Origin of the sequence: Streptomyces sp. SDT5-1, assembly GCF_052245995.1 — a bacterium.
Taxonomy (GTDB): domain Bacteria; phylum Actinomycetota; class Actinomycetes; order Streptomycetales; family Streptomycetaceae; genus Streptomyces.
On record NZ_CM125963.1, the window covers coordinates 6,298,638 to 6,325,108 of the forward strand.

Consider the following 26,471-nt stretch of genomic DNA (forward strand, 5'->3'; position numbering starts at 1 on the left):
ACAACCCTGAATCCGGCGCGCTGATTTCCGCGTACCGGTCGACGGTCCCGGTCGGTGCACGACAGCGCATAGTCCGCGGGGTGCCCACCCCGGTCCGTAAGGTCGTGAAGTCCTCGCTCACCGCGGCCGACTCCGTGCGGTCCGCGACGGTGGTCTGGGCCATGGGCGGCAAACGCAAGGCACCTCGGCACAGTGCCGCCCACAGCCGCCGCATCGTCCGCGTGGGCCGCCGCCACATGCACGCCTTGATGGTCGAAGGCGCCACGGACTGGGCGGCCCGGGCCCGAAACCTGAGCATCGCCGTCTCCGTCCTGGAGGCGGCGGGCGTCGACTACTTCTGCGTACGGGGCACGGCCAGTGGTCTGCCCGCGGTGGCCATCCCCGCAGCGGACCGCCCACGTGTCGAGGAGCTGCTGCAGATCGCCTTCGAGCAGGCCCCCGGGTACGTGGGGCCGGCCGGTGGTGGCGAGGCCCGCATGGAACCCGGCGACGACGAGCGGTCCTGGCGCCAACTGCGCAAGCACAAGGTGCTGCGCCTGGCCTGGTACGTGTGCGATCCCACCGAACAGTTGGTGTTCGGCGCGGCGACGGGCTGCGACCTCGAAGTGTGGGCGGAGCGGGACGGGGAGCTGCGGGCTCCGCGCCCGAACCGGGTCATCGACACGGTTCCGTCGGGAGTCGTCCGCAAGAGCGCGCCGCAGAGCCTCTTCAGCGCCATACCGCCCGCCTACCACACAGGGGACGCGCGGACCCTGGCAGAGTTCGCGGTCCCGCTTCCCGAGGATCATCAGTTCCCCATCGACGTCGTCTACACGTGGGTCGACGACTCGGACCCCGTCTGGCGGGCCTCGCGGGACCGCGTACGCGGGGACCTCGACGTTTCCGCACTGCATGAACAGGCGGCCAACGACTCACGGTTCACCAGCCGCGACGAGCTGCGCTACTCCCTGCGCTCACTGCACCAGAACGCGCCCTGGGTACGGAACATCCATCTCGTGACCGCGGGTCAGGTGCCGGCCTGGCTCAACCTTCAGCACCCGAATCTGCGAGTGGTGGACCACCGGGAGATCTTCTCGGACCCCAGGGCCCTGCCCACGTTCAACTCGCACGCCATCGAGAGCCAGTTGCACCACGTACCGGGTCTGTCCGAGTGCTTCCTCTACCTCAACGACGACGTGTTCTTCGGGCGGGCGGTGACGCCAGGACAGTTCTTCCACCCGAACGGCATCAGCAAGTTCTTCACCTCGCCCGCGCTGATACCTGGCGGAGGAGTGTCCCCGGACGATCTCCCCGTCAACGCCGCGGGGAAGAACAGCCGGTGGCTCATCGCGCAGAAGTTCGGCGTCGCCATCTCCCAGAAGATGAAGCACACACCGCACGCACTGCGCAGGAGTGTGCTCCAGGAGATCGAGGACACCTTCCCGCAGGAGCACGCCGTCACTCAGCACTCCCGCTTCCGCTCGCCCGGCGACGTGCCCATCGCCTCCTCTCTGCATCACTACTTCGCCTATCACTCGGCCCGGGCGACCGTGGGGGACATCCAGTACCGCTACATCGATCTCTCGGCCGAACTCGCCGACCGTCGCCTGAACACGCTGCTCGCCCACCGGAACATGGACACCTTCTGCCTGAACGACACGGTGGAGGCCACCGACCCCGTGCGACAGCGGGAGATGCTGGCGCGATTCCTCAACGCCTACTTCCCTGTTCCGAGCCCCTACGAGGACACGGAGGACACTCCTGTCCTGGGGCGGAGGGCCGAGCGGGAGCAGATCCTCGCGAGTGAGCCCCGGCACGCATGAACCCTTATGACGTCACGCTCGTCGTGCCGGTGTACAACGTGCAGGAGTACCTCCAGGAGTGTCTCGACTCCATCGAGGCGCAGACGGTGTTCGACCGCTGCGAGGTGCTCCTCGTCGACAACGGCAGCACCGACGACTCGTACCGGATCTGCGAGGCCTTCGCGCGCAGGCACCCCAATGTGACGGCCCTCGTCCGCCACGGCGGTGGGGCCGGCGCCGCGCGGAACGTCGGCATGGACCGTGCGAGCAGCGTCCGCATCACGTTCTGCGACTCCGACGATGTCCTGCCGTCGACCTCCATCGAGCGGATGCTGAACGCCGCGCTGACGACCGGCGCGGAGGTCGTGGTGGGCGCGATGGAGACGTTTCCCAAGACGACCAACTGGGCCTGGAAGGACCTCTTCGGCAAGGGCGACCGAACGTGCGCAGGCGTGGCTGAGGTGCCCGAACTGGTGCACAGCGCGAGTGCGTGCAACAAGCTCTTCGACCTCTCCTACCTGCGCTCCCACGGGATCCGCTTCGCGGAAGGCGTGCATTTCGAGGACGCCTACGTCGGGGTGCCCGCGCTCGTCCTCGCCTCCCGCCTCGCCCTGGTCGACGCCTGCGTCTACCGGTACCGCAAGCGTGCCGCGGGGGACTCGACCATGGACGCGATCTGGACGCGCCGCCAGAACTACTGGGACCACCTCCAGCTGGTGGAGTACCTCCGGCAGCTGGGCACCCGGCTGCCGGAGTCCTCGCGTGCCGTGCTCGACCTCTTCCTCGTGCGCAGCTACCAGGGCTTCGCGCTCCGGGCGCCGACCCTCTTCCACGGGACGGAGCTGGCGGAGATCTACGCGCGGTGCCGGGCCGTGTACTGGAACATCGCGCCGGACGTGATCGTCCGTGCCACGGCCGACGCGCGTCACCGGGTGGCCTACCTGGCGTTTCTCACCGACGACTTCGGGCTGTTCGCCGACCGTGAGGCAAGGCTGCGCGAGGTGTCGGTACGGGAAGGGCGCCCCTACCTCACGAGCGAACTGCCCGATCGACTGGCGGTGTTGGCGCAAGCCGCGCCCTTCACGGCCCACCTGGAGCACGTCCGGCGGGTGCCGGGAACCTCGACGCTCCGGATCGCCGGACGGTTCGAGGTGGGCGGCATGCCTCTGGTCGGGCCGCTGCCCGCACGCCTCGGGCTGCGCGTTCGAGGAAGTCGCCTCAGCGTGCCCGCCACGCAGGTCCGCCGTCGGGATCTGCGCAACACGCGCCCCGACACGGAGTGGGGCGGGTTCATCGCGGACGTGCCGCTCGGTTCCCTGCGCCGGGGCGTGCATTCCCTCGAATTCGTTCTCGACACCGACAGCGGACAGGCGGTCACTCCTTGCCTGGTCGCCGCGGGCTATCTCCGTGGGGCACGTGTCGTACGGCACCGGGGGACACGCGTCGTTCCGCACTGGAAGGGGAAGAACCGCGCGATCCTCATGGTTCTCGGCGCGGCACGGCGCCCGGGCCGAAGAGCGCTCCTCGGCGGGCTGCTGGCCAAGGACGCCAAGCACGTACTGCGGCGCCGGCCGTTCTGGAAGCAGCGTCTCCTCCGGCTCCTCACGATGCCGCTGAAGCCGCTGGTCCTCGGCAGGAACATCTGGCTGTTCGGAGAGAGAGGCGACACGGCCCAGGACAACGGCTGGCACCTGTTCCGGCACGTGCGCACCGTCGAGAAGAGGCGGGGAGCGTACTACGTCATCAGGGCGGGCGCCGCCGACCGGGCCCGCCTGAAGGGCCTCGGCCATGTCGTCGCGCACAGCTCCTGGAAGCACAAAATGCTGATGCTGCACGCCTCCGCGCTGATCAACGCCTACGACATCGACACCTACATGCTGCCGGACGGCTGGGACAGGACCCGCTTCCTCAAGCACCTGAACTGGAGAGTCGGGGCCCGCCGCGTTTTTCTCCAGCACGGGGTGACGGACAAGGACGTCAGTAAGGGGCTGCACCGCAATCGAACGGGCGTCGACCTCATCCTCGCGGTGAGCCGGCACGAAGGCTGGTTCCTGTCGGAGGAACTCGGTTACGAGGGACAGGTGGAGGCGATCGGCTTCCCCCGCTTCGACGCGCTGACCCCCGACCGGGGTGGTCGTCGCATTCTCTTCATGCCGACCTGGCGGGCCTATCTGACCGTGGCCTCCTATGCCCGGGACGGCGGCGGGCGAGAGGCGAGAAAGGCGGCACGCGACCGCTTTCTCGCCTCCGACTACCGGGAGTTCATGACCTGCTTCCTGAACCACCCGCGGCTCCTGGAAACGCTGGACCGCCATGACTTCACCCTGGAGTTCCTGCCGCACTACGAAATGCGCGCCATGGTCGGGGACATGGTGCCGGACCACGGCCGCGTCCGGATCCTCGACCAGAACAGGACCAGCGTGCAGGACGCCATGCGGCGCTGCGACCTGTTCGTCACCGACTGGTCCTCCACCGCCTTCGACGTCGCCTATCTCGGCACGCCTCTGGTGTACGCGCAGTTCGACGCCGAGCAGTACTGGGACGGGCATTACCAGAAGGGGTATTTCGATGCCCGTCGCGACGGCTTCGGGCCCGTGGGAGAGACCGCCGACGAGGTGGTGGACCACGTCATCCGCTACGTGCGGCGCGGATGCGAAAGGGAGCCCGAGTATCTGCGCCGGGTCGAGAAGTTCTTCGAGTACCGGGATCAGCGGAACAACGCGAGGGCGTTCGAAGCGATCGACCGGCTCGTCCGGGGGTCGGATCAGTGAAGTGCCGTGCCAGGAGGAAGCATGTCCCAAGCCAACCGTGACGTCACCGTCGTCGTGCCGTTCCGTGACGTCCAGAACTACTTCGCGGAGTTCCTGGCGTCGGTGGCCGCGCAGACGGCTTTCGCACGTGCGCATGTGATCCTCGTCGACAACGGCAGCACCGACCAGTCGGTGGCCATGGCGAGCGAATTCGCCGCGCTGTACTCCAACGTCGATCTGGTGACGCAGCCTCAGGGACGCGCCGGCGATGCGCGCAACATGGGGATGGACATGGCGACGACGCCGTACATCGTCTTCTGGGACGCGGACGACATCGTCCCTGAGCGCGCGCTCCAGGTGCTCCGCGACACCGTCGTCAAGACCAGGGCCACGGTCGTCGTGGGGCGGGAGAAGCACCTCCCCAAGCCGGTCAAGTCGCCGTGGCACAAGTACTTCGGGAAGAACGTGAAAACGGTCGGCAGCGTCATCGACGTCCCCGACCTGATCCATTCGGCATCGTGCTGGAACAAGATCTTCGACCTCGACCTGCTGCGCGCGCAAGGAATTCGGTTCGGCACCGGCACCGCCTTCGAGGACGCCTATGTCTCGATCCCCGCCCTGCTGTTGTCCGAGCGCATCGCGTTGGTCGACGCGCCCGTCTACCAGTACCGCAGGCGCGGAGACGGCACCTCCGTCATGGACACCATCTGGGACCTTCCGCAGAACTATGTCGACCAGCTGGTGATGCTGGAGTACCTCGCGGCCATGCGTCAGGGGCTGACGCCCTATCAGCAGGAAACGCTGGAGCGCTTTCTCATCCGCAGTGTCCAGGGCTTCCTGCTGAGGGCGCCGAGGGTGCTGTCGGAGTCCGACTGCCGCCAGCTCTTCGAGCGCTGCCGACAGGTGTACTGGGGGATCACCGCGGAGCAGTTCGCCCGGAGCACGAACGACACACGGCACCGTATCCCGTACCTCGCGCTCCACTTCGGGGACTTCGATCTCTTCTACCGGGCGGGCGCCGTCCTCGGATCGGTCTTCGGCCGGGAGGGCGACCTCTACGTCGACTACGCGGGCACGTCCTGGGGGCTGCCCCTCACCAAGGTCACGTCCGTCCCCGCCCGGATCGAGGGAATCGTCGCGGGTGACTCCGGAACCGCGGTGATCCACGGCCGGTTCTCGGTCAACGGGCTTCCCGACGAACTGCTGGCCAAGCTCGAACTGCAAGTCTGGTTCGAGCGCAGCGGAAAGACACTCCCCGCGGTCAATCACGGGCAGACGCAAGAAGGGGCGGGCGAGCAGGGGGCCGTCTTCAGCGTCACCCTCGACCCCAGGGAGTTCCCGGCCGGGTCCTTCCCGGTCCGCCTCGTGGTGTGCACCCGGGGCAGGGACGTCTCCCGACCCTGCACCGTTTCCCCGGCGCTGCTCCAGCAGCCTCCGGTGGGCGGCTTCCACGGGCTGACCCGCATCGCGGCCGACGGCGGCAACGCCCAGCTCGTCATCGAGGCCCCCCAGCACTGATCGGTATTCCCTCCAGAAATGGAGCATTCGGTAGAAAACAGGAGTCACACGTGTTCGATCCCGTCTACGACGTCGCCGTCGTCGTCCCCATCTTCAATGTGGAGAGATATCTCCAGGAGTGCCTGGACTCGCTGGCCCGTCAGACGATATTCGACCGCTGTCAGGTGATTCTGGTCGACAACGGGAGCAGTGACAGCTCTCCCGCGATCGCCGCCGCCTTCGCCGCGCAGTACCAGAACGTATGGGCGTTCGTGCACCCGCAGGGCAAGGCCGGCGGTGCTCGGAACGCGGGAATGGATCTGGTCAGCGCCCGCTACATCACGTTCTGCGACTCGGACGACGTGCTGCCCGACGATGCCCTCGAAACCATGTGGCGCACGGCGGTCAAAGAAGGTGTGCCGCTCACCATCGGACGGATGGAGACGTTTCCGGAAGAGACCAGTTGGCCCTGGCTCCGCTATTTCGGAACGAACACCCAAGTTCACCCCGGCATCGAGAACATTCCGGAGATGATCCACGGCGGGAGCGCCTGCCACAAACTGTTCGACGTCGAGTTCATCCGCGCCAACAACATTCGGTTCCGCGAGGGCGTGCACTTCGAGGACGCGTTCTTCTCGGTCCCCGCGATGCTGCTCGCGGACCGGATCGCGATGGTGCCGCACACGGTCTACCAGTACCGCAAGCGGGCCGCCGAGGACTCCACGATGGACAAGCTCTGGGAACGCACAGCGAACTACTGGGACCACCTCCTGCTGGAGGAGTACCTGCTGACGCTCCGCCCCCGGCTCTCCGGACACCGCGTGGAGGTCCTCAACCGATTTCTGGTGCGCAGCTACCAGGGCTTCGCCCTGCGCGCGCCGGAAGTGCTGCCCGAGGCGGAGCTCTTCCAGCTCTTCCAGCGAGCCCGCGCGGTCTACACGCAGCTGACTCCCGACGCGATCCTCTCCTCCACCCACGACACCCGCCACCGGGTGCCGTTCCTTGCGATGTACATGAACTGGTTCGAGCTGTTCGCGCGGCCGGGGCAGGAGATCGGCGGGGTCTACGGACGAGGCGGCGACCTGTATCTGGACCTCTCGGTCCCCAGCGCCCTGCTTCCGCTGACGAAGGTCTCCTCCACCAGCGTGCATGTGGAGCGCGTCCAGGCGGCACCGGCGGAGGGCGGCGTCCTCGTGGCCGGCCGCTTCGTCCTCAACGGACTGCCGATGAGCCGGCCGATGCGCAATCCGATGCAGCTGTGGGCCGAGAAGAGCGGCCAGATGGTGCCCGCGCGGCAGGTGTGGCGCAGCGACCTCAAGGCCACCCGGGACGATCTCGAGTGGGGAGGGTTCGAGGCGGTGCTCCCGGTGGGCGCGGTCAAGGACGGCGAGTTCCCGTTGAAGCTCGTCTTCTGCACGTCCGGCAGGGACGTCTCGCGTCCCTGCATGACCACGACGGCGATGCTCCGCGGCGCCCGGGGCATGCGGGTCGGCGACCGATGGGTGCTGCCGCTCTCGAAGGGCAAGGACAACGCGGTGCTCGTGGTCCGGGAGGCGCGGGGCAAGAAGAGCGCGAAGGACTGGGAGGAGTTCCTTCAGAGCCTCGACGCGGACCAGAAGAAGCGCAAGGCGCCCTTCTGGCGTGCTCGGGCCATTCGCCGCATGACCCTCAGATTCTTCCGGCGCAAGGAGATCTGGCTCATCGGCGAGCGGACCGACACCGCCCAGGACAACAGCCTGCACCTGTTCACGTACCTGCGGAAGCACGAACGGCGCCGCAAGGCCTACTACATCATCGACAAGGCGAGCGCGGACAGGGCCAAGCTGAAACGCCTGGGGAACGTGGTCGCGCACGGGTCCTGGAAGCACAAGCTGCTTCTGTTGCACGCGACGTTGCTCATCAACGCCTACGACATCGACTCGTACATGCTCCCCGAGGAGTGGAACCGCACGAACTACCTCAAGCACCTGAACTGGCGAGTGGGCGCGCGGCGCGTCTTCCTCCAGCACGGAGTGACCGACGAGGACGGCAGCAAGGCTCTGCACCGCAACAGGACCGGCGTGGACCTGGTGTTCGCGACCAGCGCCAGGGAATCCGCGTACTTCTCGGAGCACATGCACTACGGAGATCAGGCGCAGGCCTTGGGCTTCCCGCGCTTCGACGCCCTCCAGCCGGACCGCGGCGGACGCCGTGTCCTGCTGATGCCCACGTGGCGCAAGTACCTGACGGTGCCCTCGTACCTCCAGGGGGACGGAGCCGACCAGGAAGCCGTCAAGGAGATCTTCCGGGAGTCCACGTACCGCGACTTCATGGTGCGACTGCTCCGCGATCCCAGGCTCATGAAGGCCCTCGAGTACTACGACTTCGTGCTCGACTTCCTTCCGCACTACGAGATGCGGAACATGATCGACGGTGTGGTGCCGGACCACCCGCGCGTCCAGCGGCTGGACCAGACGAAGGTCAGCGTCCAGACGGCGCTGCGGCAGTGCGATCTGTTCATCACCGACTGGTCGTCGGTCCACTTCGACATGGCCTACCTCGGCACGCCACTGGTCTACGCACGGTTCGACCCGGACGAGTACTGGGCCAAGCACGCGAGGAAGGGGTACTTCGAGGCCGAGCGCGACGGGTTCGGGCCGGTGTGCGCCACCGTCGACGAAGTGGTCAACGAAGTCATCCGCTATCTGAGCAACGGGTGCAGGAGAGAGCCGGAGTACGACCAGAGAGCACGCGCGTTCTTCGCCTTCGAAGACCGGAACAACTGCGCCCGTGCCACGAAGGCGATCGCGCAGCTGGCGGCCTCCGACGCGTGATGCGGGCAGGTCGTGCGAGGGACCTCAAGCGGGCCAGACCGTGCGAGGTCCCACGCACGTCGCACCGAACTCGCCTACTCGGCGCCGCAATTCACGATCCGCCGTAACCACCACACACCCCCGCCCCACCTCCACCCCCGCCACCAGCTCCACAATGTGATCGTCCCCGCTCCCGCTCGCCGACTCCACCCGCACCCCCGGCACCGACTCCACACCCCGCGCCGCGCCCTCGACGACGAGGATCACGTCCTCGCCGGTGCGGGCCGCGCGGGCGGCGAGGTGGTCGCGGAGGCGTTCCGCCGCGGCGCGGCGGTCGCGCCACCAGCCGTCGGGGACGGAGCCGACGACGTTGGCGCCGTCGACGACCAGGAGTTCGTTCATGGGCCCAGGGTCGCACGGGACGCCCCGCAGGCTCGGCTTAAGGTGGGGGACGTGAACGGCGACTGGCTCATGCGTTCTCGGGACGGCGGACTCTGCGCCTACGCGTACGACCCCGGCGGCGACGCCGTCGTCTGTCGCGCCGAGGCGTACCCGGGAGGCCCCTGGTCGCCGCCCCGCCCCGTCGGCGGCGAGCAGCGCGTGCAGCCGGAGCCGGCCGTGGCCCGCGGCCCGCAGGGGTACGCCCACCTCGTCGCCTGGCGGCCCACCGTGCCGGGCGAGGCCGGGCTCGTGCACTCGACGCACTTCCAGGCGCGCCTCGCCGCGCTCGACTGGAACCCCATCGGCCATCCGAACAAGAAGGGCGACCGCACCGGGCCGCCCGCCGTCGCCGTCGACGCGCAGGGGCGCGCCCACGTGTTCGTACGGAACAACGGCGGCGGAGTGAGCCTGCGGGCGCAGGAGGAGAAGGGCGGCTGGGGGCCCTGGCGTGACCTCAAGGGCGAGGACGTGCACGGGGAACTCGCCGCCGTGACGGGGGAGTCGGGGCTCGTCGACCTGTATGCCGTCACCGGCGACGGCGGACTGCTGCGCTGGCGGCAGGAGGAGGCCGGGCGGCCCCTCGTACGGGACGAGAAGGTGCAGCCCGCGGCTGCCAGGCCCGGGACGCTGCGCGCGCTCGCCACCTCAGCCGAGCACACCACCCTCTTTTTCACCGACGAGGACGGGGCCGTGTGTGCCTGGCGCGGGGGAGAGGCGCCGGTGCGGGTCGTCGACGCGGTGGGGCCGGGGGCCGTCGCCGCGATCCGGTGCCGGCTCGACGACGTGGACTGTACGTTGCTGGCCCAGCGTGCGAGCGGCGGGCGGGTCGCCTTCGCCGCGTATCCCACCGAGTGGGAGAGCGCGGGCGCCTGGTGGACCGAGTCCGGGCCCGAGTTGGCGGCCGACGCGTCCGTCGCGCTCGTGGAGGACGGGGAAGGGCGTGTCGTCGCGGGGAGTCGGGAGCCCGGCCCCCAAGGGCGGCTGTACCTCGCGCCGCGCAAGCGGGACGAGCCGGGGCTCGCTCTGGAGGCGTGGCGGCACGTCGGCTGACCACCGGCGACCTGTCGGCGAAAGACGTGAAGGCCGCCTTCGACCAGGAGGTCGAAGGCGGCCTTCACGCTGTCAGGCGCGCACCGTTACGCCGGGACCGAAGCCACCCCGGTCTCCAGGAAACGCTTGCCGTTCACCCGCTCGCTGACGCCCTCGCGGTCCAGGTACGGCGTGATGCCGCCCAGGTGGAAGGGCCAGCCGGCGCCGGTGATCAGGCAGAGGTCGATGTCCTGGGCCTCGGCGACGACGTTCTCGTCGAGCATCAGGCCGATCTCCTGGGCCACCGCGTCGAGGACGCGGTCGCGGACCTGCTCCTCCGTGAGGACCTTGTCGCCCTGCTTGAGGAGCGCGGCGACCTCGGGGTCCAGCTCCGGCTTGCCGGAGTCGTAGACGTAGAAGCCGCGCTTGCCGGCCTTGACGACGGCCGCCAGGTTCGGGGACACCGTGAAGCGCTCCGGGAAGGCGCGGTTCAGGGTCTCCGAGACGTGCAGGCCGATGGCCGGGCCGACCAGCTCGAGGAGGACCAGCGGGGACATCGGGAGGCCGAGCGGCTCGACGGCCTTCTCGGCGACCGCGACCGGCGTGCCCTCGTCGATGACGTTCTGGATCTCGCCCATGAAGCGGGTCAGGATGCGGTTGACCACGAACGCCGGGGCGTCCTTGACCAGGACCGCCGTCTTCTTCAGCTTCTTGGCCACGCCGAACGCCGTCGCCAGCGCCGCGTCGTCCGTCTGCTCGCCGCGGACGATCTCCAGGAGCGGGAGGATCGCGACCGGGTTGAAGAAGTGGAAGCCGACCACGCGCTCGGGGTGCTTGAGCTTCGAGGCCATCTCCGAGACGGAGAGGGAGGACGTGTTCGTCGCCAGGATCGCGTGCGCGGGGGCCACGGCCTCCACCTCGGCGAACACCTGCTGCTTGACGCCGATCTCCTCGAAGACCGCCTCGATGATGAAGTCGGCGTCCGCGAAGCCCTCGGCCTTGTCGAGCACACCGGAGACCAGGCCCTTGAGGCGGTTCGCCTTGTCCTGGTTGATGCGGCCCTTGCCGAGCAGCTTCTCGATCTCGGCGTGGACGTAACCGACGCCCTTGTCGACGCGCTCCTGGTCGATGTCCGTGAGGACGACCGGGACCTCGAGGCGACGGAGGAAGAGGAGGGCGAGCTGGCTGGCCATCAGGCCCGCGCCGACGACGCCGACCTTCGTGACCGGGCGCGCCAGGTTCTTGTCCGGGGCGCCGGCGGGGCGCTTGGCGCGCTTCTGGACGAGGTTGAACGCGTAGATGCCCGAGCGCAGTTCGCCGCCCATGATGAGGTCGGCGAGCGCCTGGTCCTCGGCGTCGAAGCCGGCCTGGAGGTCGCCGGACTTCGCGTTCGCGATGATGTCGAGCGCGCGGTACGCGGCCGGGGCGGCACCGTGCACCTTGCCGTCGGCGATGAACCTGCCGCGCGCCACGGCCTGGTCCCAGGCCTCGCCGCGGTCGACGTCGGGGCGCTCGACCTTGACGTCGCCCTTGAGGACCTGGGCGGTCCAGATGAGGGACTGCTCCAGGAAGTCCGCGCCCTCGAAAAGGGCGTCGGCGATGCCCAGCTCGTAGACCTGCGCGCCCTTGAGCTGCTTGTTCTGGTTCAGGCTGTTCTCGATGATGACCGAGACGGCCTTGTCGGCGCCGATCAGGTTCGGGAGCAGGGCGCAGCCGCCCCAGCCCGGAACCAGGCCGAGGAAGACCTCGGGCAGCGAGAAGGCCGGGAGGGCCTTCGAGACGGTGCGGTAGCTGCAGTGCAGACCGACCTCGACGCCGCCGCCCATCGCCGCGCCGTTGTAGTACGCGAACGTGGGAACGGCGAGCGCGGACAGGCGCTTGAAGACCTCGTGGCCGCCCTTGCCGATGGCGAGCGCGTCCTCGTGGCGCTTCAGCAGCTCGACGCCCTTGAGGTCGGCGCCGACCGCGAAGATGAACGGCTTGCCGGTGACGCCGACGCCGACGATGTCGCCCTCGGCGGCCTCCTTCTCCACCTGGTCGATCGCCGTGTTCAGGTTGGCGAGGGAGGCCGGGCCGAAGGTGGTCGGCTTGGTGTGGTCCAGGCCGTTGTCCAGCGTGATGAGGGCGAACTTGCCCGCACCGTACGGCAGGTCGAGGTGGCGTACGTGCGCCGACGTGACGACCTCGTCGGGGAAGAGGGCGGATGCGCCCTTCAGGAGCTCAGCGGTGGTGGTGCTCACTTGTCGCCTCCGGCGTCCTTGTGGTGCGGGTTCTCCCAGATGACCGTGGCGCCCATGCCGAAGCCGACGCACATGGTCGTGATGCCGTAGCGGACCTCCGGCTGCTCCTCGAACTGGCGGGCCAGCTGCGTCATCAGACGGACGCCGGAGGAGGCGAGCGGGTGGCCGTACGCGATGGCGCCGCCGTACTGGTTGACGCGCGGGTCGTCGTCGGCGATGCCGTAGTGGTCCAGGAAGGCCAGGACCTGGATGGCGAACGCCTCGTTGATCTCGAAGAGGCCGATGTCCTCGATGCCGAGGCCGGCCTTGGCGAGGGCCTTCTCGGTCGCGGGGATCGGGCCGTAGCCCATGACCTCCGGCTCCACGCCCGCGAAGGCGTAGGAGACGAGGCGCATGCGGACCGGGAGGTCGTTCTCGCGGGCGAAGTCCTCGGAGGCGATGATCGAGGCGGTGGCGCCGTCGTTCAGGCCCGCCGCGTTGCCGGCCGTGACGCGGCCGTGCGTGCGGAACGGGGTCTTGAGGCCCGCGAGGTTCTCCAGGGTGGTGCCCGGACGCATCGGCTCGTCGGCCGTCACCAGGCCCCAGCCGGTCTCGCCGACGTCGGGGTTCGTGTTGCGGACGGAGATCGGGACGAGGTCCTGCTGGATCTTGCCGTTCGCGTACGCCTTCGCCGCCTTCTCCTGGGAGCCGACCGCGTACTTGTCGGTGCGCTCCTTGGTGATGTGCGGGTAGCGGTCGTGCAGGTTCTCGGCGGTCATGCCCATGAACAGGGCGGACTCGTCGACGAGCTTCTCCGACACGAAGCGGGGGTTCGGGTCGACGCCCTCGCCCATGGGGTGGCGGCCCATGTGCTCGACGCCGCCCGCGATGACGGCGTCGTACGCGCCGAACGCGATGGAGCCCGCGGTGGTGGTGACGGCGGTGAGCGCGCCCGCGCACATGCGGTCGATCGAGTAGCCCGGCACGGACTGCGGGAGACCGGCGAGGATGCCGGCCGTGCGGCCGAGGGTCAGGCCCTGGTCACCGGTCTGCGTGGTCGCGGCGACGGCGACCTCGTCGATCTTCGCGGGGTCCAGGTTCGGGTTGCGGCGCAGCAGCTCCCGGATGGACTTGACGACCAGGTCGTCGGCGCGGGTCTCGTGGTAGATGCCCTTCGGGCCCGCCTTGCCGAACGGGGTGCGGACGCCGTCGACGAAGACGACGTCCCTGACGGTACGAGGCACGATGGCTCTCCTCCAGGTACGGGAATGCGCTGCGAATACCGCCATGCTACTTGCGAGTAACCAAGTCTTGAAGTCCCCCCGGCGGGAGCGGCGAAGGTCACATTTGAGCTGGGGCGATCGAGGTGGGGGCGAGCGCGCGAAAACGCCCCCCGGCGTGGGCCGAGGGGCGTGTCGAGCGGGGGACGGACCGGGTCAGGGCCGGGAGGCCAGTGCCGGGATCAGGATCGGCGTCACCTGGTTGATCTGCCAGTTCCGCGCGCCGTGCGAGCGCAGCGCCTCCGCCACCGACTCCGCGTCGATCGAGGCGGGCGGCTCCCAGCACACCCGCCGCACGGTGTCCGGCGTGATCAGGTTCTCCTGCGGCATCGACAGCGTCTCGGCGAGCGCCGACACCGCGGCGCGCGCGGCGGAGAGCCGGGCCGCGGCGGCCGGATCCTTGTCGGCCCAGGCGCGCGGCGGCGGGGGCCCGGTGGTCGGCTGGCCCGGCTGCGGCAGCTCCGCGTCGGACAGGGCCCGCGCCCGGTCGACCGCCGCCTGCCACTGCTCCAGCTGCCGCCGCCCCATCCGGTGCCCGAAGCCGGGCAGCGCCGAGAGCGCGTGCACGTTGGGCGGCATCGCGAGCGCGGCCTCGACGATCGCGGCGTCCCCGAGCACCTTGCCCGGCGACACGTCACGGCGCTGCGCGACCTGGTCGCGGGCCGTCCACAGCTCACGTACGACGGCCATCTGGCGGCGGCGCCGCACCTTGTGCATCCCGGACGTGCGGCGCCACGGGTCCTTGCGCGGCGGCGCGGGCGGCGCGGAGGCGATGGCGTCGAACTCCTCGTGGGCCCACTCCAGCTTGCCCTGCCGGTCGAGCTCCTTCTCCAGCGCGTCGCGCAGGTCGACGAGGAGCTCCACGTCGAGCGCGGCGTAGCGCAGCCAGGGCTCGGGCAGCGGGCGCGTCGACCAGTCGACGGCGGAGTGGCCCTTCTCCAGTACGTAGCCGAGCACGTTCTCGACCATCGCGCCGAGGCCGACCCGCGGGAACCCGGCGAGGCGCCCGGCCAGCTCGGTGTCGAACAGGCGGGTGGGTCGCATGCCTATGTCGCGCAGGCACGGCAGGTCCTGCGTCGCGGCGTGCAGGTCCCACTCGGCGTCGCCGATGGCGGTGCCGAGCGAGGAGAGGTCGGGGCAGGCGACCGGGTCGATGAGCGCGGTGCCCGCGCCCTCGCGGCGCAGCTGCACCAGATAGGCGCGCTGCCCGTACCGGTAGCCGGACGCGCGCTCGGCGTCGACGGCGACGGGTCCTGACCCGGCGGCGAAGGCGGCCACGACGTCGGCGAGCGAGGCCTCGTCGGCGATCACCGGCGGGATGCCCTCGCGGGGCTCGAGGAGGGGGGTGGGCGCACCGCTGACTGAACCAACAGATCCTTCAGCAGAAGATCCGCCGTCGTCCAGAGGGGCGCCTCCGGTGGTGCGCAGTGAACTGTCTGCTGCGGTCTCTTGGGCGTCGGTCACCTGTCAAGAGTATCTGTGAACGCGCGACGCCCGTCGACGGAACGTTACGTCGACGGGCGTCGGGTCCGAGTAAACCGGATGTTTCCGGCCACACGGTGTGCGGTCAGTGGATGATGCCGGTGCGCAGCGCGACCGCCACCATGCCGGCCCGGTCACCCGTGCCGAGCTTGCGCGCGATGCGGGCGAGGTGGCTCTTGACGGTCAGGGCGGAGAGCCCCATGGAGACGCCGATGGCCTTGTTCGACTGGCCCTCGGCGACCAGCCGGAGCACCTCCACTTCGCGTCCTGACAGTTCGCGGTAGCCGCCCGGGTGGCTCGGGGCACCCGGGGGGCGACGGTGCATACGGGCGGCCGCGGCGCCGATGGGGGCGGCGCCGGGCCGGGTGGGCAGGCCGATGTTCGTACGGGTGCCGGTGACGACGTAGCCCTTGACGCCGCCCGCGAGGGCGTTGCGCACGGCACCGATGTCGTCGGCGGCGGAGAGGGCGAGCCCGTTGGGCCAGCCCGCGGCTCGGGTTTCGGAAAGGAGCGTCAGGCCGGATCCATCGGGGAGGTGGACGTCGGCGACGCAGATGTCGCGGGGGTTGCCGATGCGGGGACGAGCCTCCGCGACGGACGAGGCCTCGATCACGTCACGAACACCGAGCGCCCACAGATGGCGGGTCACGGTGGAACGGACGCGGGGGTCGGCCACGACCACCATCGCGGTCGGCTTGTTCGGGCGGTAGGCGACCAGGCTTGAGGGCTGCTCGAGGAGAACGGACACCAGGCCTCCTGGGGTGCGGGACGGAGCCGGCTCGGGGATGAAGCCGGGATGAACCGTGCTTTCAAGGTCACAGCAACCTTCGGCATCAAACCTGCTCGCCTTTAGGGAATGATCACGATTTGGTGAGTAACAATGCGTGCAATTCGGACGCATTGTCGATCATTCGAAAGGGTGGCGAATAGTCATGAGGCGCATACAAGCGAACCGAATGGGACCGATCGGGATCGAAGGGGACCGTTTCGGGGTGCCGTTCCAGGGTCTCGCGCGCCGCCCGGCCCCCGCACATGCGAAAGCCGCGCCGGACCTCGTCCGACGCGGCCGAAAACGAACCGTCCGTCAGGAAGGCTGCGGCCCCCGCCGCTGCGGCAGCGTCACCACCGCGCCGTCCGAGCCCTGCGGCCCCGCCGCCACCGGCGGGAGCCCCGCGATCTGGCAGAGCACCTCGCACCACGCCGCCAGGTGCGAGGCCGTGTCCGGCACCCCGCCCAGGCCCTCGCGCGGCGTCCACGACGCCCGGATCTCGATCTGCGAGGCGGGCGCCCGGTCGCCGAGCCCGCCGAAGTAGTGCGAACTCGCGCGGGTGACCGTGCCCGAAGGCTCCCCGTACGAGAGCCCGCGGGCCTGCAGCGCGCCCGTCAGCCACGACCAGGAGACGTCGGGGAGCAGCGGGTCGGCGGCCATCTCGGGCTCCAGCTCGGCCCGCACGAGCGTCACGAGCCGGAAGGTGCCGTGCCAGGCGTCGTGCCCCGCCGGATCGTGCAGCAGGACGAGCCGGCCGTCGGCCAGATCCTCGTCACCGTCGACGACCGCGGCCTCGAGCGCGTACGCGTAGGGGGCCAGACGCTGGGGCGGCCGCGTCGGGTCGATCTCGATCTCCGGGCGGAGCCGCGCGGAACGCAGGGCGTCGACGGCCGTGCGGAAGGCGGGCGGGGTGGGGTCGTGCTCCTGTGCAGCGTTCATGTCCCGAGCGTTCTGCCCCTCCCGCACCGATTCACTCATCCCGCCTGTCCCGTCGTGGTCGTCGCGCCCGTCGCCCGACCGTCGTCCCTGAGCCGCTGCCATGCCGGGAAGGTTAAGGGGAGCGGGCCCCGCGCGCGGGGAAGGACACCCCTGCGGGAGCCCCCTTCCCCATGTCCTTCACAGGCGGCGGCGCGGGCGTGCGAAACTTTCGGGTGTGAGTGCCAACACCGAGGCCACGGGCCAGCAGCCGTCAGCGACGTACGAAGCCACCAAGGATTCCGCCTTCCTCAAGGCGTGCAGGCGCGAGCCCGTGCCGCATACCCCGGTGTGGTTCATGCGCCAGGCGGGCCGCTCGCTGCCCGAGTACCTCAAGGTGCGCGAGGGCATCGCCATGCTGGACTCCTGCATGCGCCCCGACCTGGTCGCCGAGATCACCATGCAGCCGGTGCGCCGCCACAAGGTCGACGCGGCGATCTACTTCAGCGACATCGTCGTGCCGCTCAAGGCCATCGGCATCGACCTCGACATCAAGCCCGGCGTCGGCCCGGTCGTCGCCAACCCGATCCGCTCGCGCGCCGACCTCGCGCAGCTGCGGGACCTCACCCCCGAGGACGTCTGGTACGTCACCGAGGCCATCGGCCTGCTCACCGCCGAGCTCGGCGGCACCCCGCTGATCGGCTTCGCGGGCGCCCCCTTCACCCTCGCCAGCTACCTCGTGGAGGGCGGCCCGTCCCGCAACCACGAGCACACCAAGGCGCTCATGTACGGCGACCCGCAGCTGTGGGCCGACCTCATCGACCGGCTCGCCGAGATCACCTCCGCGTTCCTGAAGGTGCAGATCGAGGCCGGGGCCAGCGCCGTGCAGCTGTTCGACTCCTGGGTGGGTGCGCTCGCCCCCGCCGACTACCGCCGCTCCGTGATGCCCGCCTCCGCCAAGGTCTTCCAGGCCGTCGAGTCGTACGGCGTGCCGCGCATCCACTTCGGCGTCGGCACCGGCGAGCTGCTCGGCCTGATGGGCGAGGCCGGCGCGGACGTCGTCGGCGTCGACTGGCGCGTCCCGCTCGACGAGGCCGCCCGCCGCGTGGGCCCCGGCAAGGCGCTCCAGGGCAACCTCGACCCGGCCGTCCTCTTCTCCACCCCCGAGGCCGTCGAGACCAAGACCCGCGAGGTCCTCGACTCCGCCTCGGCCCTGGAGGGCCACATCTTCAACCTCGGCCACGGCGTCATGCCCACGACCGACCCGGACGCCCTGACGCGCCTGGTGGAGCACGTGCACACGCAGACCGCGTCCTGACGCGCGGGCGCCGGTGCGGGCCGGGACCTCAGCCCGCCCGCACCGCCGCCACCGCCTTCCGCGCCGCCACCAGGATCGGGTCCCAGACCGGGGAGAAGGGTGGGGCGTAGCCGAGGTCGAGGGCGGTCATCTGTTCCACCGTCATGCCGGCCGTCAGGGCAACCGCCGCCACGTCGACGCGTTTCGCCGCGCCCTCGCGGCCCACGATCTGCACGCCGAGCAGGCGGCCCGTGCGGCGCTCCGCCAGCATCTTCACCGTCATCAGGGCCGCGCCCGGGTAGTAGCCCGCCCTGCTGGTCGACTCGATGGTGACGGTCACGAACTGGAGCCCGGCGCGGTGCGCGTCCTTCTCGCGCAGGCCCGTACGGGCGATCTCCAGGTCGCACACCTTGCTGACCGCCGTGCCGACGACACCGGGGAACGTCGCGTAGTCCCCGCCGACGTTCGCGCCGATGATCTGGCCGTGCTTGTTCGCGTGCGTGCCCAGCGCGATGTGGCGTTCCGCGCCCGACACCAGGTCGAGGACCTCCACGCAGTCGCCGCCCGCCCAGATGTCCTCGTGGCCGCGCACCCGCATCGACCGGTCCGTCAGGAGCCCGCCGTGCGCGCCGAGCGGCAGCCCGGCCTCCCGGGCGAGGCTCGTCTCCGGGCGCACCCCGATGCCCAGCACCACCACGTCCGCCGGGTACTCCGCGTCGTCCGTGGCCACCGCGCGGACCCGGCCGTCGTCGCCGGTGCGGATCTTGGTGACCTCGGCGTCGTCGACCATCGTGATGCCCAGGCCGGTCATCGCCTCGTGCACGAGCCGGCCCATGTCGGCGTCGAGCGTCGACATCGGTTCGGCGCCCCGGTTGACGACCGTCACCTCGTACCCGCGGTTGATCAGCGCCTCCGCCATCTCCACGCCGATGTAACCGGCGCCGACCACGACCGCCCTGCGCCCCTTCGTCGCCCGCAGCGTGTCGAGCAGCGCCTGGCCGTCGTCGAGCGTCTGCACGCCGTGCACGCCCGGCGCGTCGATGCCCGGCAGATCGGGGCGGACGGGCCGGGCCCCCGTCGCGATCACGAGCTTGTCGTACGAGGTCCAGGACTCGGCCCCGCCGTCCAGCTCCCGGGAGCGGACCCGGCGACCCGCCACGTCGATCTCCACGACCTCCGTGCGGGTGCGCAGATCGATACCGCGGGCCCGGTGCTCCTCGGGGGAGCGGGCGATCAGCTCGTCCCGCTCCTCCACCTGTCCGCCGACCCAGTACGGGATGCCGCACGCCGAGTACGACGTGAAGTGGCCCCGTTCGAAGGCGACGATCTCCAGTTCGTCCGGGCCCTTGAGGCGGCGGGCCTGGGACGCGGCGGACATGCCGGTGGCGTCGCCGCCGATCACCACGAGGCGCTCGCGCGCGGGTTCGCTGTTCATCTGTTCACGCTACCCGGCGTCGCGGTCGCGGGGCGCTGCCCCGGGCCCCGCCCCTCAATCGCCGGAGGGGCTCGACGCGCGCCGCCTGAACCGGAGGAACAGGAAGGTCGGCAGCGCGAGGACCACCGCGAACGGGAGGATCGCCGCCACGCCCATGCCGATCCACTTCAGCCCCGTGGTGAAGGCGTTCCAGCCGCCTGCCAAGGCATCGAGGAGGCCGGGGTCCTTGTCCTCCACGGGGGCGGCCGGCGGGTGGGGTTCCGTCAGGCGGAGGGTGATCGTCGCCAGGCTCGTACGGTTCTTGAGGGAGGCCTGTTGGGCCAGGAGGGACTCCAACTCGGACTGACGGGAGCCGAGTTCGCCCTCGAGCGTGACGACGTCGCTCAACTTCTCCGCGCGGTCCATGAGTTCCCGCACCCGCGCCACGCTCGCCCGCTGCGACTTGATGCGGCTCCCGACGTCCACCACCTCGTCCGTGACGTCCTTCGCCGTCTCGTTCCGCTCCAGCAGTCGGCCCCCGCCCGCGAGTTCGTCGAGCACCTCCGCGTACGACTCCTGCGGCACGCGGAGCGTCACACGGGAGCGCTCGTGGCCGTGGGAGTCGCGGTCGGTGACCTCGTCGCCGACCATGCCGCCCGCGTTCTCCGCCGCCGCGCGGGCCTCGGCCAGGGCTTCCGGGACGTCCTTGACGCGGACGGAGAGGCGCGCGGTGCGGATGACGTGGACGCCCGTGAGCTTCGGCGGCTGCGAGCCGTCCTGTGAATCCTGTGAATCCCGTGAATCCGATGACTTCTGGGAGCCAGGTGCGGCGCCGCCCCCGGACGTGGGCGCCGCCGCCTTCCCGTCGGAGTCGGCCGCGGACTTCGACCCCGCGTCGCCGCCCGCCCCCGAACAGCCGGTCAGCGCGAGCGACACCGTGAAGAGCGCGGCGGCGAGCAGCGCGAGCGGACGCGGCCTGGTGCGTGTCCCAACCGAAACGTGCATCGACATACCCCCGAAGGCGTGATGGTGATCCGACGCCTCCTTCGACGCGCGAGTGGGCCGAACGGTGGTTGCCGAGCGATCCCGAACGGGTCACGGTCGGGACACGTCCACACGTGTCAATCCAGCGCTGACGTTCTGACAAAGTGGGGGGCATGCGTGAAGCGGACACTGTGCGGAAGACGGGCCGGGACGGGCGGGGCAGGAAGGTCCTCGTCGTCGGCGGCGGGATCGCGGGCCTCGCGGCCGCCCACCGGCTGCTCGACGGCGACGAGCGGGTTCGGGTGACCGTCCTGGAGGCCGACGACCGGCTCGGCGGCAAGCTGCGCGTCGGCGACATCGCCGGCGCCCGCGTGGACCTCGGCGCCGAGTCGATGCTCGCCCGCCGCCCCGAGGCGGTCGGCCTCGCCCGCGAGGTGGGCCTCGGCGACCGACTCCAGCCGCCGAGCACCGCCTCCGCGTCCATCTGGACCCGCGGCGCCCTGCGCCCCATGCCCAAGGGCCACGTCATGGGCGTCCCCGGCACCGCCGAGGCGCTCGAGGGCGTGCTGTCCGACGAGGGGCTGCGCCGCATCCGCCGCGACGACCACCTGCCACCCGCCCACATCGGTGACGACGTGGCCGTCGGGAAGTACGTCACCGCGCGCCTCGGCCGCGAGGTCGTCGACCGGCTCGTCGAACCGCTGCTCGGCGGCGTCTACGCGGGCGACGCCGACCTCATCTCCATGCGCAGCGCCGTGCCGCAGCTCTTCGAGGAGGCCGCGAAGCACGTCTCGCTCACGGAGGCGGTCCGCGCCATCCAGGAGCGCGCCGCGGCCAAGCAGCAGACCGGGCCCGTGTTCATGGGCATCGAGGGCGGCATCGGCACCCTCCCCGGCGCCGTCGCCGACGCCGTGCGCGCCAAGGGCGGCGAGATCCTGCTCGGCGAGCGCGCCACGTCCCTCACCACCCGCGACGGACTCTGGCGGCTCGGCACCGAGTCCGGCCGCGCCTTCGAGGCCGACCAGGTGATCGTCGCGCTGCCCGCGCCCGCCGCCGCGAGCCTGCTGCGCACCGCCTCCCCGATGGCCTCCCAGGAGCTGCGCCGCATCGAGTACGCCTCCATGGCCCTGATCACCATGGCGTTCCGTAAGTCCGAGGCCGACCTCCCCGAGGGCAGCGGCTTCCTCGTCCCGCCGGTCGACGGCCACACGATCAAGGCCGCCACCTTCGCCTCCCGCAAATGGGGCTGGATCGCCGAGCAGAACCCGGACCTGATGGTCGTCCGCACCTCCGTCGGCCGGTACGGCGACGAGAAGGACCTCGCCCGCGACGACAACGACCTCGTCGACCTGTCCCGCCAGGACCTGCGCGAGGCCACGGGGCTCGGCGCCGCCCCCGTCGCCGCGCACGTCACGCGCTGGAAGGACGGACTGCCCCAGTACCCCGTCGGGCACGCCGCCCGCGTCGACCGGATCCGCGAGCACATCGCGGCCGTGCCGGGCCTCGCCGTGTGCGGAGCCGCGTACGACGGCGTCGGCATCCCCGCCTGCATCGCCAGTGCGTACGCCGCCGTGGACATGCTCGGCGGGGACACCACCGCGCTCGACGAGCTGAAGGCGGACCCGGTGCAGAGCATGCACGGCGGAGCAGGAGAATGAGGACATGAGCGACGACACCCCCAACACCGACGCCGCGCGCGTACCGAACAAGGGCAAGCTGGCGAAGGATCTCAACGAGACCATCCGCTACACCCTGTGGTCCGTCTTCAAGCTGAAGGACGTGCTGCCGGAGGACCGCGCCGGGTACGCCGACGAGGTCCAGGAGCTGTTCGACCAGCTCGCCGCGAAGGACGTCACGATCCGCGGCACGTACGACGTGTCCGGTCTGCGCGCCGACGCCGACCTCATGATCTGGTGGCACGCCGAGACGGCCGACCAGCTCCAGGAGGCGTACAACCTGTTCCGCCGCACCAAGCTGGGCCGCGCGCTCGAGCCGGTGTGGTCGAACATGGCGCTGCATCGCCCCGCCGAGTTCAACCGCTCGCACATCCCGGCGTTCCTCGCCGACGAGACGCCGCGCGACTACGTGTCGGTGTACCCGTTCGTGCGCTCGTACGACTGGTACCTGCTGCCCGACGACGAGCGCCGGAAGATGCTCGCCGACCACGGCAAGATGGCGCGCGGCTTCCCGGACGTGCGGGCCAACACGGTCGCGTCGTTCTCCCTCGGCGACTACGAGTGGATCCTCGCGTTCGAGGCCGACGAGCTGTACCGGATCGTCGACCTCATGCGTCACCTGCGCGGTTCCGAGGCGCGGCGGCACGTCCGCGAGGAGGTTCCGTTCTTCACGGGCCGCCGCAAGTCCGTCGCGGACCTGGTGGCCGGGCTCGCGTAGGTCCTGGTCACCGACCTGAACCGAGCGGCTCGGGTTCCTTGTGCGGTGCGCAGGAGGCCGAGCCGTCCTCGGGAAGCTCCCCGTGCAGCAGGTACGCGTCCATGCGGCCGTTCACGCAGGCGTTCGGGCCCGCGCCGATGCCGTGCGTGCCCGCATCGCGTTCGGTGACGAGGGCGGAGCCCGCGACGCGGCGGTTCAGTTCGAGCGCGCCCTTGTACGGCGTCGCCGCGTCCCGCTCCGCCGCCAGGATCAGCGTCGGCGGGAGTTCGCCGGGCGCGGTGCGCACGTCGACCGGGCGCTGCCGGGGCGCCGACCAGTAGGCGCACGGCAGGTTCATCCACGCGTTGTCCCACGTCTCGAACGGGGCGCGCTTCGCGAGTTCCGTGTTGTCGCGGTCCCAGGTGGCGAAGTCCGTCGGCCAGGGCGCGTCGTTGCACTGGACGGCCGTGTAGACCGCGTTGCCGTTCTCGTCCTCCTTCGCGGCCCGCGGGATCGGCGCCGCCTGGTCGACGAGCGGCTTCGGGTCGCCCTTCACGTACGCCGCGAGCGCGTGGGCGCGCAGCGGCCAGTAGTCGTCGTAGTAGCCGGTCTGGAGGAACGCCGCCTGCAGCTGTCCTGGCCCGACCTTGCCGCCGGCCGGCTCGCGCGACAGCTCCTTGCGCACCTTCTCGTACGCGGACTGCACCTTCTCCGGCGTGTTCCCCAGGTGGTACGCCTTGTCGTGGCGGGCTACCCAGGCCCTGAAGTCCGCCCAGCGGCGCTCGAAGGCGGCCGACTGCTCCAGGTTGTTCCGGTACCAGACGCCGTCCGGTGACGGGTCGACCGCCGAGTCGAAGACCATCCGCCGCACGTGCGAGGGGAACAGGTCCGCGTACACGGCGCCCAGGTACGTGCCGTACGAGGCGCCCATGAACGTCAGCTTCTTCTCGCCGAGCGCGGCCCGCAGCACGTCCAGGTCGCGGGCGTTGTTCAGCGTCGTGTAGTGCTCGATGCCCGGGTTCCGTTCCACGCACGAGCGCGCGTACGCCTTCGCCCGCGCGATGCGCTTCTCCTTGTACGCGTCCGTGGGGTGGACCGGCGACTGCGTGGGCGCCTTCTGGTACGTCTTCGGGTCCTCGCAGGACAGCGGCGCGGACCGGCCCACGCCCCGGGGCGCGTAGCCGACCAGGTCGTACGCGGCGGCGATGGAGCGCCACTCGGGGAGGGTGGCGGCCATCGGGAAGTACATGCCGTTGCCGCCGGGGCCGCCGGGGTTGAAGACGAGCGCGCCCTGGCGGGCGACCTTGCTGCGACGGTCCTTGCCCGTCGCCTTCGTCCGGCTGACGGTCAGCTCGATCTTCTTGCCGAGCGGCCTCGCGTAGTCGAGCGGTACGGAGACCGTGCCGCACTGCACCGACTTCGGCAGCTCCTCCACCTTCGGGCAGGCGCCCCAGTGGACGCCCGCCGACTCGGCGCGCTCCGCCGCGAGATGGGCGCCGACGGTCTCGGCCGGGTACGGGGGCGGGCCCGCGGCGCCCGCGGGGGCGGCGGCCAGGGCCGAGAGGAGCAAGGATCCGGCGGTGGCGCCGATGGCGGGGGCTGCTCTCATCGCTTGGACGTGTCCCTTTCGTCGGGGCTCGCGCGGCCCTGCGGCCAGGCGTCGGGCCCGTGCGGCGCGCGCACGAAAGGGATCCTTGGGGTGGCGGTCGGCGAAGTAAAGGACCAGGTCGTGGGTGTCGGAACGATGACCCTGATGCGTGGCGTCCGCCGCTTTCCGGCTGCCGCCAGGCTCAGTCGGTGGTATGGCGCCCCGTGCCGATGAGCGCCGCCCGCAGCTGCGAGTCGTCGACCGCGCGGACGCCGCGCACCGCCACGGCGAACAGGCTGCCGGAGCCGAGCGGACGCCCGGCGAGCAGCCGCTGCCCGGTCGGCGACGCCCAGCGCGTGTACGGGTGGATCTCCACGCGGGCGAGCGTCAGACAGCTCAGCGTCAGCAGCAGCGGAAGGCCGAACCACAGCGCCACCGGGCCGCCCCGCTGCGCGCTCTCGCCCGGCAGCAGCACCGCGAGCGCGCCGAGCACCAGCACGGCGACCGTCGCCTGCCGCACCTGGCGGACCGCGCCCGCGAGCGTCGCGCGCTCCCGGTCGGGCACCGCGAGCCCGGCCGCGACGAGCCGCTCGGCGAGCGCCCGCACGGCGTCTCCGGCCGCGGCGGCCGACCGCAGCGGGGCGATCCTGGCCTGCGCGTCCGGGCCGATCGCGCCCAGCACCGAACGCTCCATGGCGTCCTCGCCGACCGGGTCGACGACGGTCGCCCAGCCGGTGTGCGCGAGCAGCAACCGGCGGCTGCGGGCCATCGACACCAGCGTCACGTCGGCCACCCGGTCCGGGCCGCCGGACAGGAAGGCGGTCTCGTACAGGGACAGCTCGTGGCCCCGGAGCACGGTGTCGGCGGCGGCGGGGCGCGGGCCCGCGGCGCGTTCGCTCTCGGCGGCGCGCACGGCCGCGAGACACAGCCGCCCGCAGGAGACACCCGCGGCGGCACAGGCGACGAGGAGGAACAGGACCCACAACATGCGCAGTTTCTACGACAGTTGTGCGGATACCGCTACGGGCCGCCCACGATGTGGACGCGCTGTTATCGGCTCGTGACGTCGGGTCGGGGGCGGGACGCGGCGGGCGGCAGGGAGAACGACGGGGTGGGGGTCGCGGAGACCGGGGGCGGGGTCGCCGGGTCGGGGGTCGGTCCCGGCGGGGCGGGGGAGCGGGTCGCGGGCGGCGGGCTCGCGGTCGCGGCGTCGCGGGCCAGCGCGTCGAAGTCGACGAGGCCCGTCGCCTCCAGGACCTTGATGTGGTCGAGGACGGTGGTGTTGGCGTCGTCGGCGAGCTGCCGCACCAGGGAGTTGCGGGTGGCGGCGCGGACCTGGGCGACCAGGGAGAAGACCTGGCCGTGGGCGCGGCGCAGGATGTTGGCGAACTTCCGCTCGTAGTCCTCGCCGCGCGCGGCGGTCAACTCCCGGAGCCAGCCCTGTTGTTGGGTGTTCGGTTGGCTGGGCAGCTCCAGGTCGAGGCGGGCCGCGACCTCGCGCACCCGGGCGTCCAGGAAGGTGTGGCCCTCGACGAGGTGCCTGCCCGCCGTCTCGACCGCCTCGCTCGGGGCGCGTTCCTCGGCCTGCTGCCCGGCCGGCAGCTCCCACAGCCCGGCGAGCCGCACCTTGGTGATGAAGACGCGGTCCGTGGCGGACAGCGGGCCGAATCTGGTGCTCACGGACTGGGCGTTCAACTCGTCGAGCCCGGTGCCGGAGCGGTCCGCGTACGACCAGAGGGGGAGGACGAGCGCGGCCACGGTCGCCACGAGGGCGGTGACGATGAGGACGGTGCCGGTGCGGACGGCGTGGGGCGGGGTCGGTCGCATGGGGCCTCCTGGTGCGACATCGCACGCTAGCCG

Annotated in this window: 19 protein-coding genes; 8 read left to right on the top strand and 11 right to left on the bottom strand. The window is 70.9% G+C overall.

Annotated features, from left to right (window positions below; all coding sequences use genetic code 11):
- Window positions 1-80: 80 nt before the first annotated feature.
- The 4 genes from ACTWJ8_RS28960 to ACTWJ8_RS28975 are packed head-to-tail and all read left to right on the top strand — an operon-like array spanning window position 81 to window position 8,841.
- Complete coding sequence (locus ACTWJ8_RS28960) at window positions 81-1,802, top strand: stealth family protein (protein ID WP_443260658.1); 1,722 nt, start codon at window positions 81-83, stop codon at window positions 1,800-1,802.
- Entirely contained in the window at window positions 1,799-4,552 is a 2,754-nt protein-coding gene (locus tag ACTWJ8_RS28965) for a bifunctional glycosyltransferase/CDP-glycerol:glycerophosphate glycerophosphotransferase (protein WP_443260659.1), read from the top strand. Before ACTWJ8_RS28960 ends, ACTWJ8_RS28965 begins: the two co-directional genes overlap by 4 nt.
- Window positions 4,553-4,573: 21 nt before the next feature.
- Complete coding sequence (locus ACTWJ8_RS28970; protein WP_443260660.1) at window positions 4,574-6,049, top strand: glycosyltransferase family 2 protein; 1,476 nt, start codon at window positions 4,574-4,576, stop codon at window positions 6,047-6,049.
- 50 nt (window positions 6,050-6,099) lie between these two features.
- Window positions 6,100-8,841, top strand: a complete 2,742-nt coding sequence (locus ACTWJ8_RS28975) for a bifunctional glycosyltransferase/CDP-glycerol:glycerophosphate glycerophosphotransferase (protein WP_356378530.1) — start codon at window positions 6,100-6,102, stop codon at window positions 8,839-8,841.
- Between the two features lie 24 nt (window positions 8,842-8,865).
- Here the strand turns inward: ACTWJ8_RS28975 and ACTWJ8_RS28980 are convergent, their stop codons facing one another.
- Window positions 8,866-9,222 (bottom strand): NTP pyrophosphohydrolase, encoded by a 357-nt coding sequence (locus ACTWJ8_RS28980; RefSeq protein ID WP_356378533.1) that lies wholly within the window; start codon window positions 9,220-9,222, stop codon window positions 8,866-8,868.
- A gap of 51 nt (window positions 9,223-9,273) precedes the next feature.
- On the opposite strand from ACTWJ8_RS28980, the gene ACTWJ8_RS28985 reads away from it, so the two are divergent.
- Complete coding sequence (locus tag ACTWJ8_RS28985) at window positions 9,274-10,311, top strand: hypothetical protein (protein ID WP_443260661.1); 1,038 nt, start codon at window positions 9,274-9,276, stop codon at window positions 10,309-10,311.
- Between the two features lie 86 nt (window positions 10,312-10,397).
- Here the strand turns inward: ACTWJ8_RS28985 and ACTWJ8_RS28990 are convergent, their stop codons facing one another.
- The 5 genes from ACTWJ8_RS28990 to ACTWJ8_RS29010 all read right to left on the bottom strand — a co-directional run bounded on the left by ACTWJ8_RS28990 (window position 10,398) and on the right by ACTWJ8_RS29010 (window position 17,081).
- Complete coding sequence (locus ACTWJ8_RS28990) at window positions 10,398-12,530, bottom strand: 3-hydroxyacyl-CoA dehydrogenase NAD-binding domain-containing protein (protein ID WP_356378538.1); 2,133 nt, start codon at window positions 12,528-12,530, stop codon at window positions 10,398-10,400.
- A complete protein-coding gene (locus ACTWJ8_RS28995; RefSeq protein ID WP_356378541.1) occupies window positions 12,527-13,753 on the bottom strand; it encodes a thiolase family protein in 1,227 nt (408 codons plus the stop codon). The genes ACTWJ8_RS28990 and ACTWJ8_RS28995 overlap by 4 nt, the downstream gene beginning before the upstream one ends.
- A 192-nt stretch (window positions 13,754-13,945) precedes the next feature.
- Window positions 13,946-15,253: an HRDC domain-containing protein gene (locus ACTWJ8_RS29000; protein WP_356378543.1), complete on the bottom strand. Its 1,308-nt coding sequence runs from the start codon at window positions 15,251-15,253 to the stop codon at window positions 13,946-13,948.
- Between the two features lie 103 nt (window positions 15,254-15,356).
- Complete coding sequence (locus ACTWJ8_RS29005) at window positions 15,357-16,019, bottom strand: response regulator transcription factor (protein WP_266602921.1); 663 nt, start codon at window positions 16,017-16,019, stop codon at window positions 15,357-15,359.
- A gap of 336 nt (window positions 16,020-16,355) precedes the next feature.
- Window positions 16,356-17,081, bottom strand: a complete 726-nt coding sequence (locus tag ACTWJ8_RS29010; RefSeq protein ID WP_443260662.1) for a DUF3000 domain-containing protein — start codon at window positions 17,079-17,081, stop codon at window positions 16,356-16,358.
- Between the two features lie 112 nt (window positions 17,082-17,193).
- Between ACTWJ8_RS29010 and hemE the strand changes: the two genes are divergently transcribed.
- The gene (gene hemE / locus ACTWJ8_RS29015; RefSeq protein ID WP_443260663.1) at window positions 17,194-18,273 is read left to right on the top strand and encodes a uroporphyrinogen decarboxylase; all 1,080 of its coding nucleotides are present in this window, start codon (window positions 17,194-17,196) and stop codon (window positions 18,271-18,273) included.
- A gap of 28 nt (window positions 18,274-18,301) precedes the next feature.
- Here hemE and ACTWJ8_RS29020 read toward each other — a convergent pair whose 3' ends face one another.
- Both ACTWJ8_RS29020 and ACTWJ8_RS29025 read right to left on the bottom strand, forming a co-directional pair.
- Window positions 18,302-19,687 (bottom strand): FAD-dependent oxidoreductase, encoded by a 1,386-nt coding sequence (locus tag ACTWJ8_RS29020; protein ID WP_356378552.1) that lies wholly within the window; start codon window positions 19,685-19,687, stop codon window positions 18,302-18,304.
- A 54-nt stretch (window positions 19,688-19,741) separates the two neighbouring features.
- Window positions 19,742-20,671, bottom strand: coding sequence for a DUF4349 domain-containing protein (locus tag ACTWJ8_RS29025; protein WP_443260664.1), 930 nt, complete (start codon window positions 20,669-20,671; stop codon window positions 19,742-19,744).
- 152 nt (window positions 20,672-20,823) lie between these two features.
- On the opposite strand from ACTWJ8_RS29025, the gene hemG reads away from it, so the two are divergent.
- Window positions 20,824-22,308: a protoporphyrinogen oxidase gene (gene hemG / locus ACTWJ8_RS29030; protein ID WP_356378558.1), complete on the top strand. Its 1,485-nt coding sequence runs from the start codon at window positions 20,824-20,826 to the stop codon at window positions 22,306-22,308.
- A gap of 4 nt (window positions 22,309-22,312) precedes the next feature.
- The gene (hemQ, locus tag ACTWJ8_RS29035; protein WP_356378560.1) at window positions 22,313-23,044 is read left to right on the top strand and encodes a hydrogen peroxide-dependent heme synthase; all 732 of its coding nucleotides are present in this window, start codon (window positions 22,313-22,315) and stop codon (window positions 23,042-23,044) included.
- Window positions 23,045-23,051: 7 nt separating this feature from the next.
- Here hemQ and ACTWJ8_RS29040 read toward each other — a convergent pair whose 3' ends face one another.
- From ACTWJ8_RS29040 to ACTWJ8_RS29050, 3 genes are all read right to left on the bottom strand, one after another.
- Window positions 23,052-24,632 (bottom strand): alpha/beta hydrolase, encoded by a 1,581-nt coding sequence (locus ACTWJ8_RS29040; protein ID WP_443260665.1) that lies wholly within the window; start codon window positions 24,630-24,632, stop codon window positions 23,052-23,054.
- A gap of 181 nt (window positions 24,633-24,813) precedes the next feature.
- Complete coding sequence (locus ACTWJ8_RS29045) at window positions 24,814-25,599, bottom strand: TIGR04222 domain-containing membrane protein (protein ID WP_443260666.1); 786 nt, start codon at window positions 25,597-25,599, stop codon at window positions 24,814-24,816.
- 62 nt (window positions 25,600-25,661) lie between these two features.
- Complete coding sequence (locus tag ACTWJ8_RS29050) at window positions 25,662-26,438, bottom strand: DUF4142 domain-containing protein (RefSeq protein ID WP_443260667.1); 777 nt, start codon at window positions 26,436-26,438, stop codon at window positions 25,662-25,664.
- Between the last annotated feature and the right edge of the window lie 33 nt (window positions 26,439-26,471).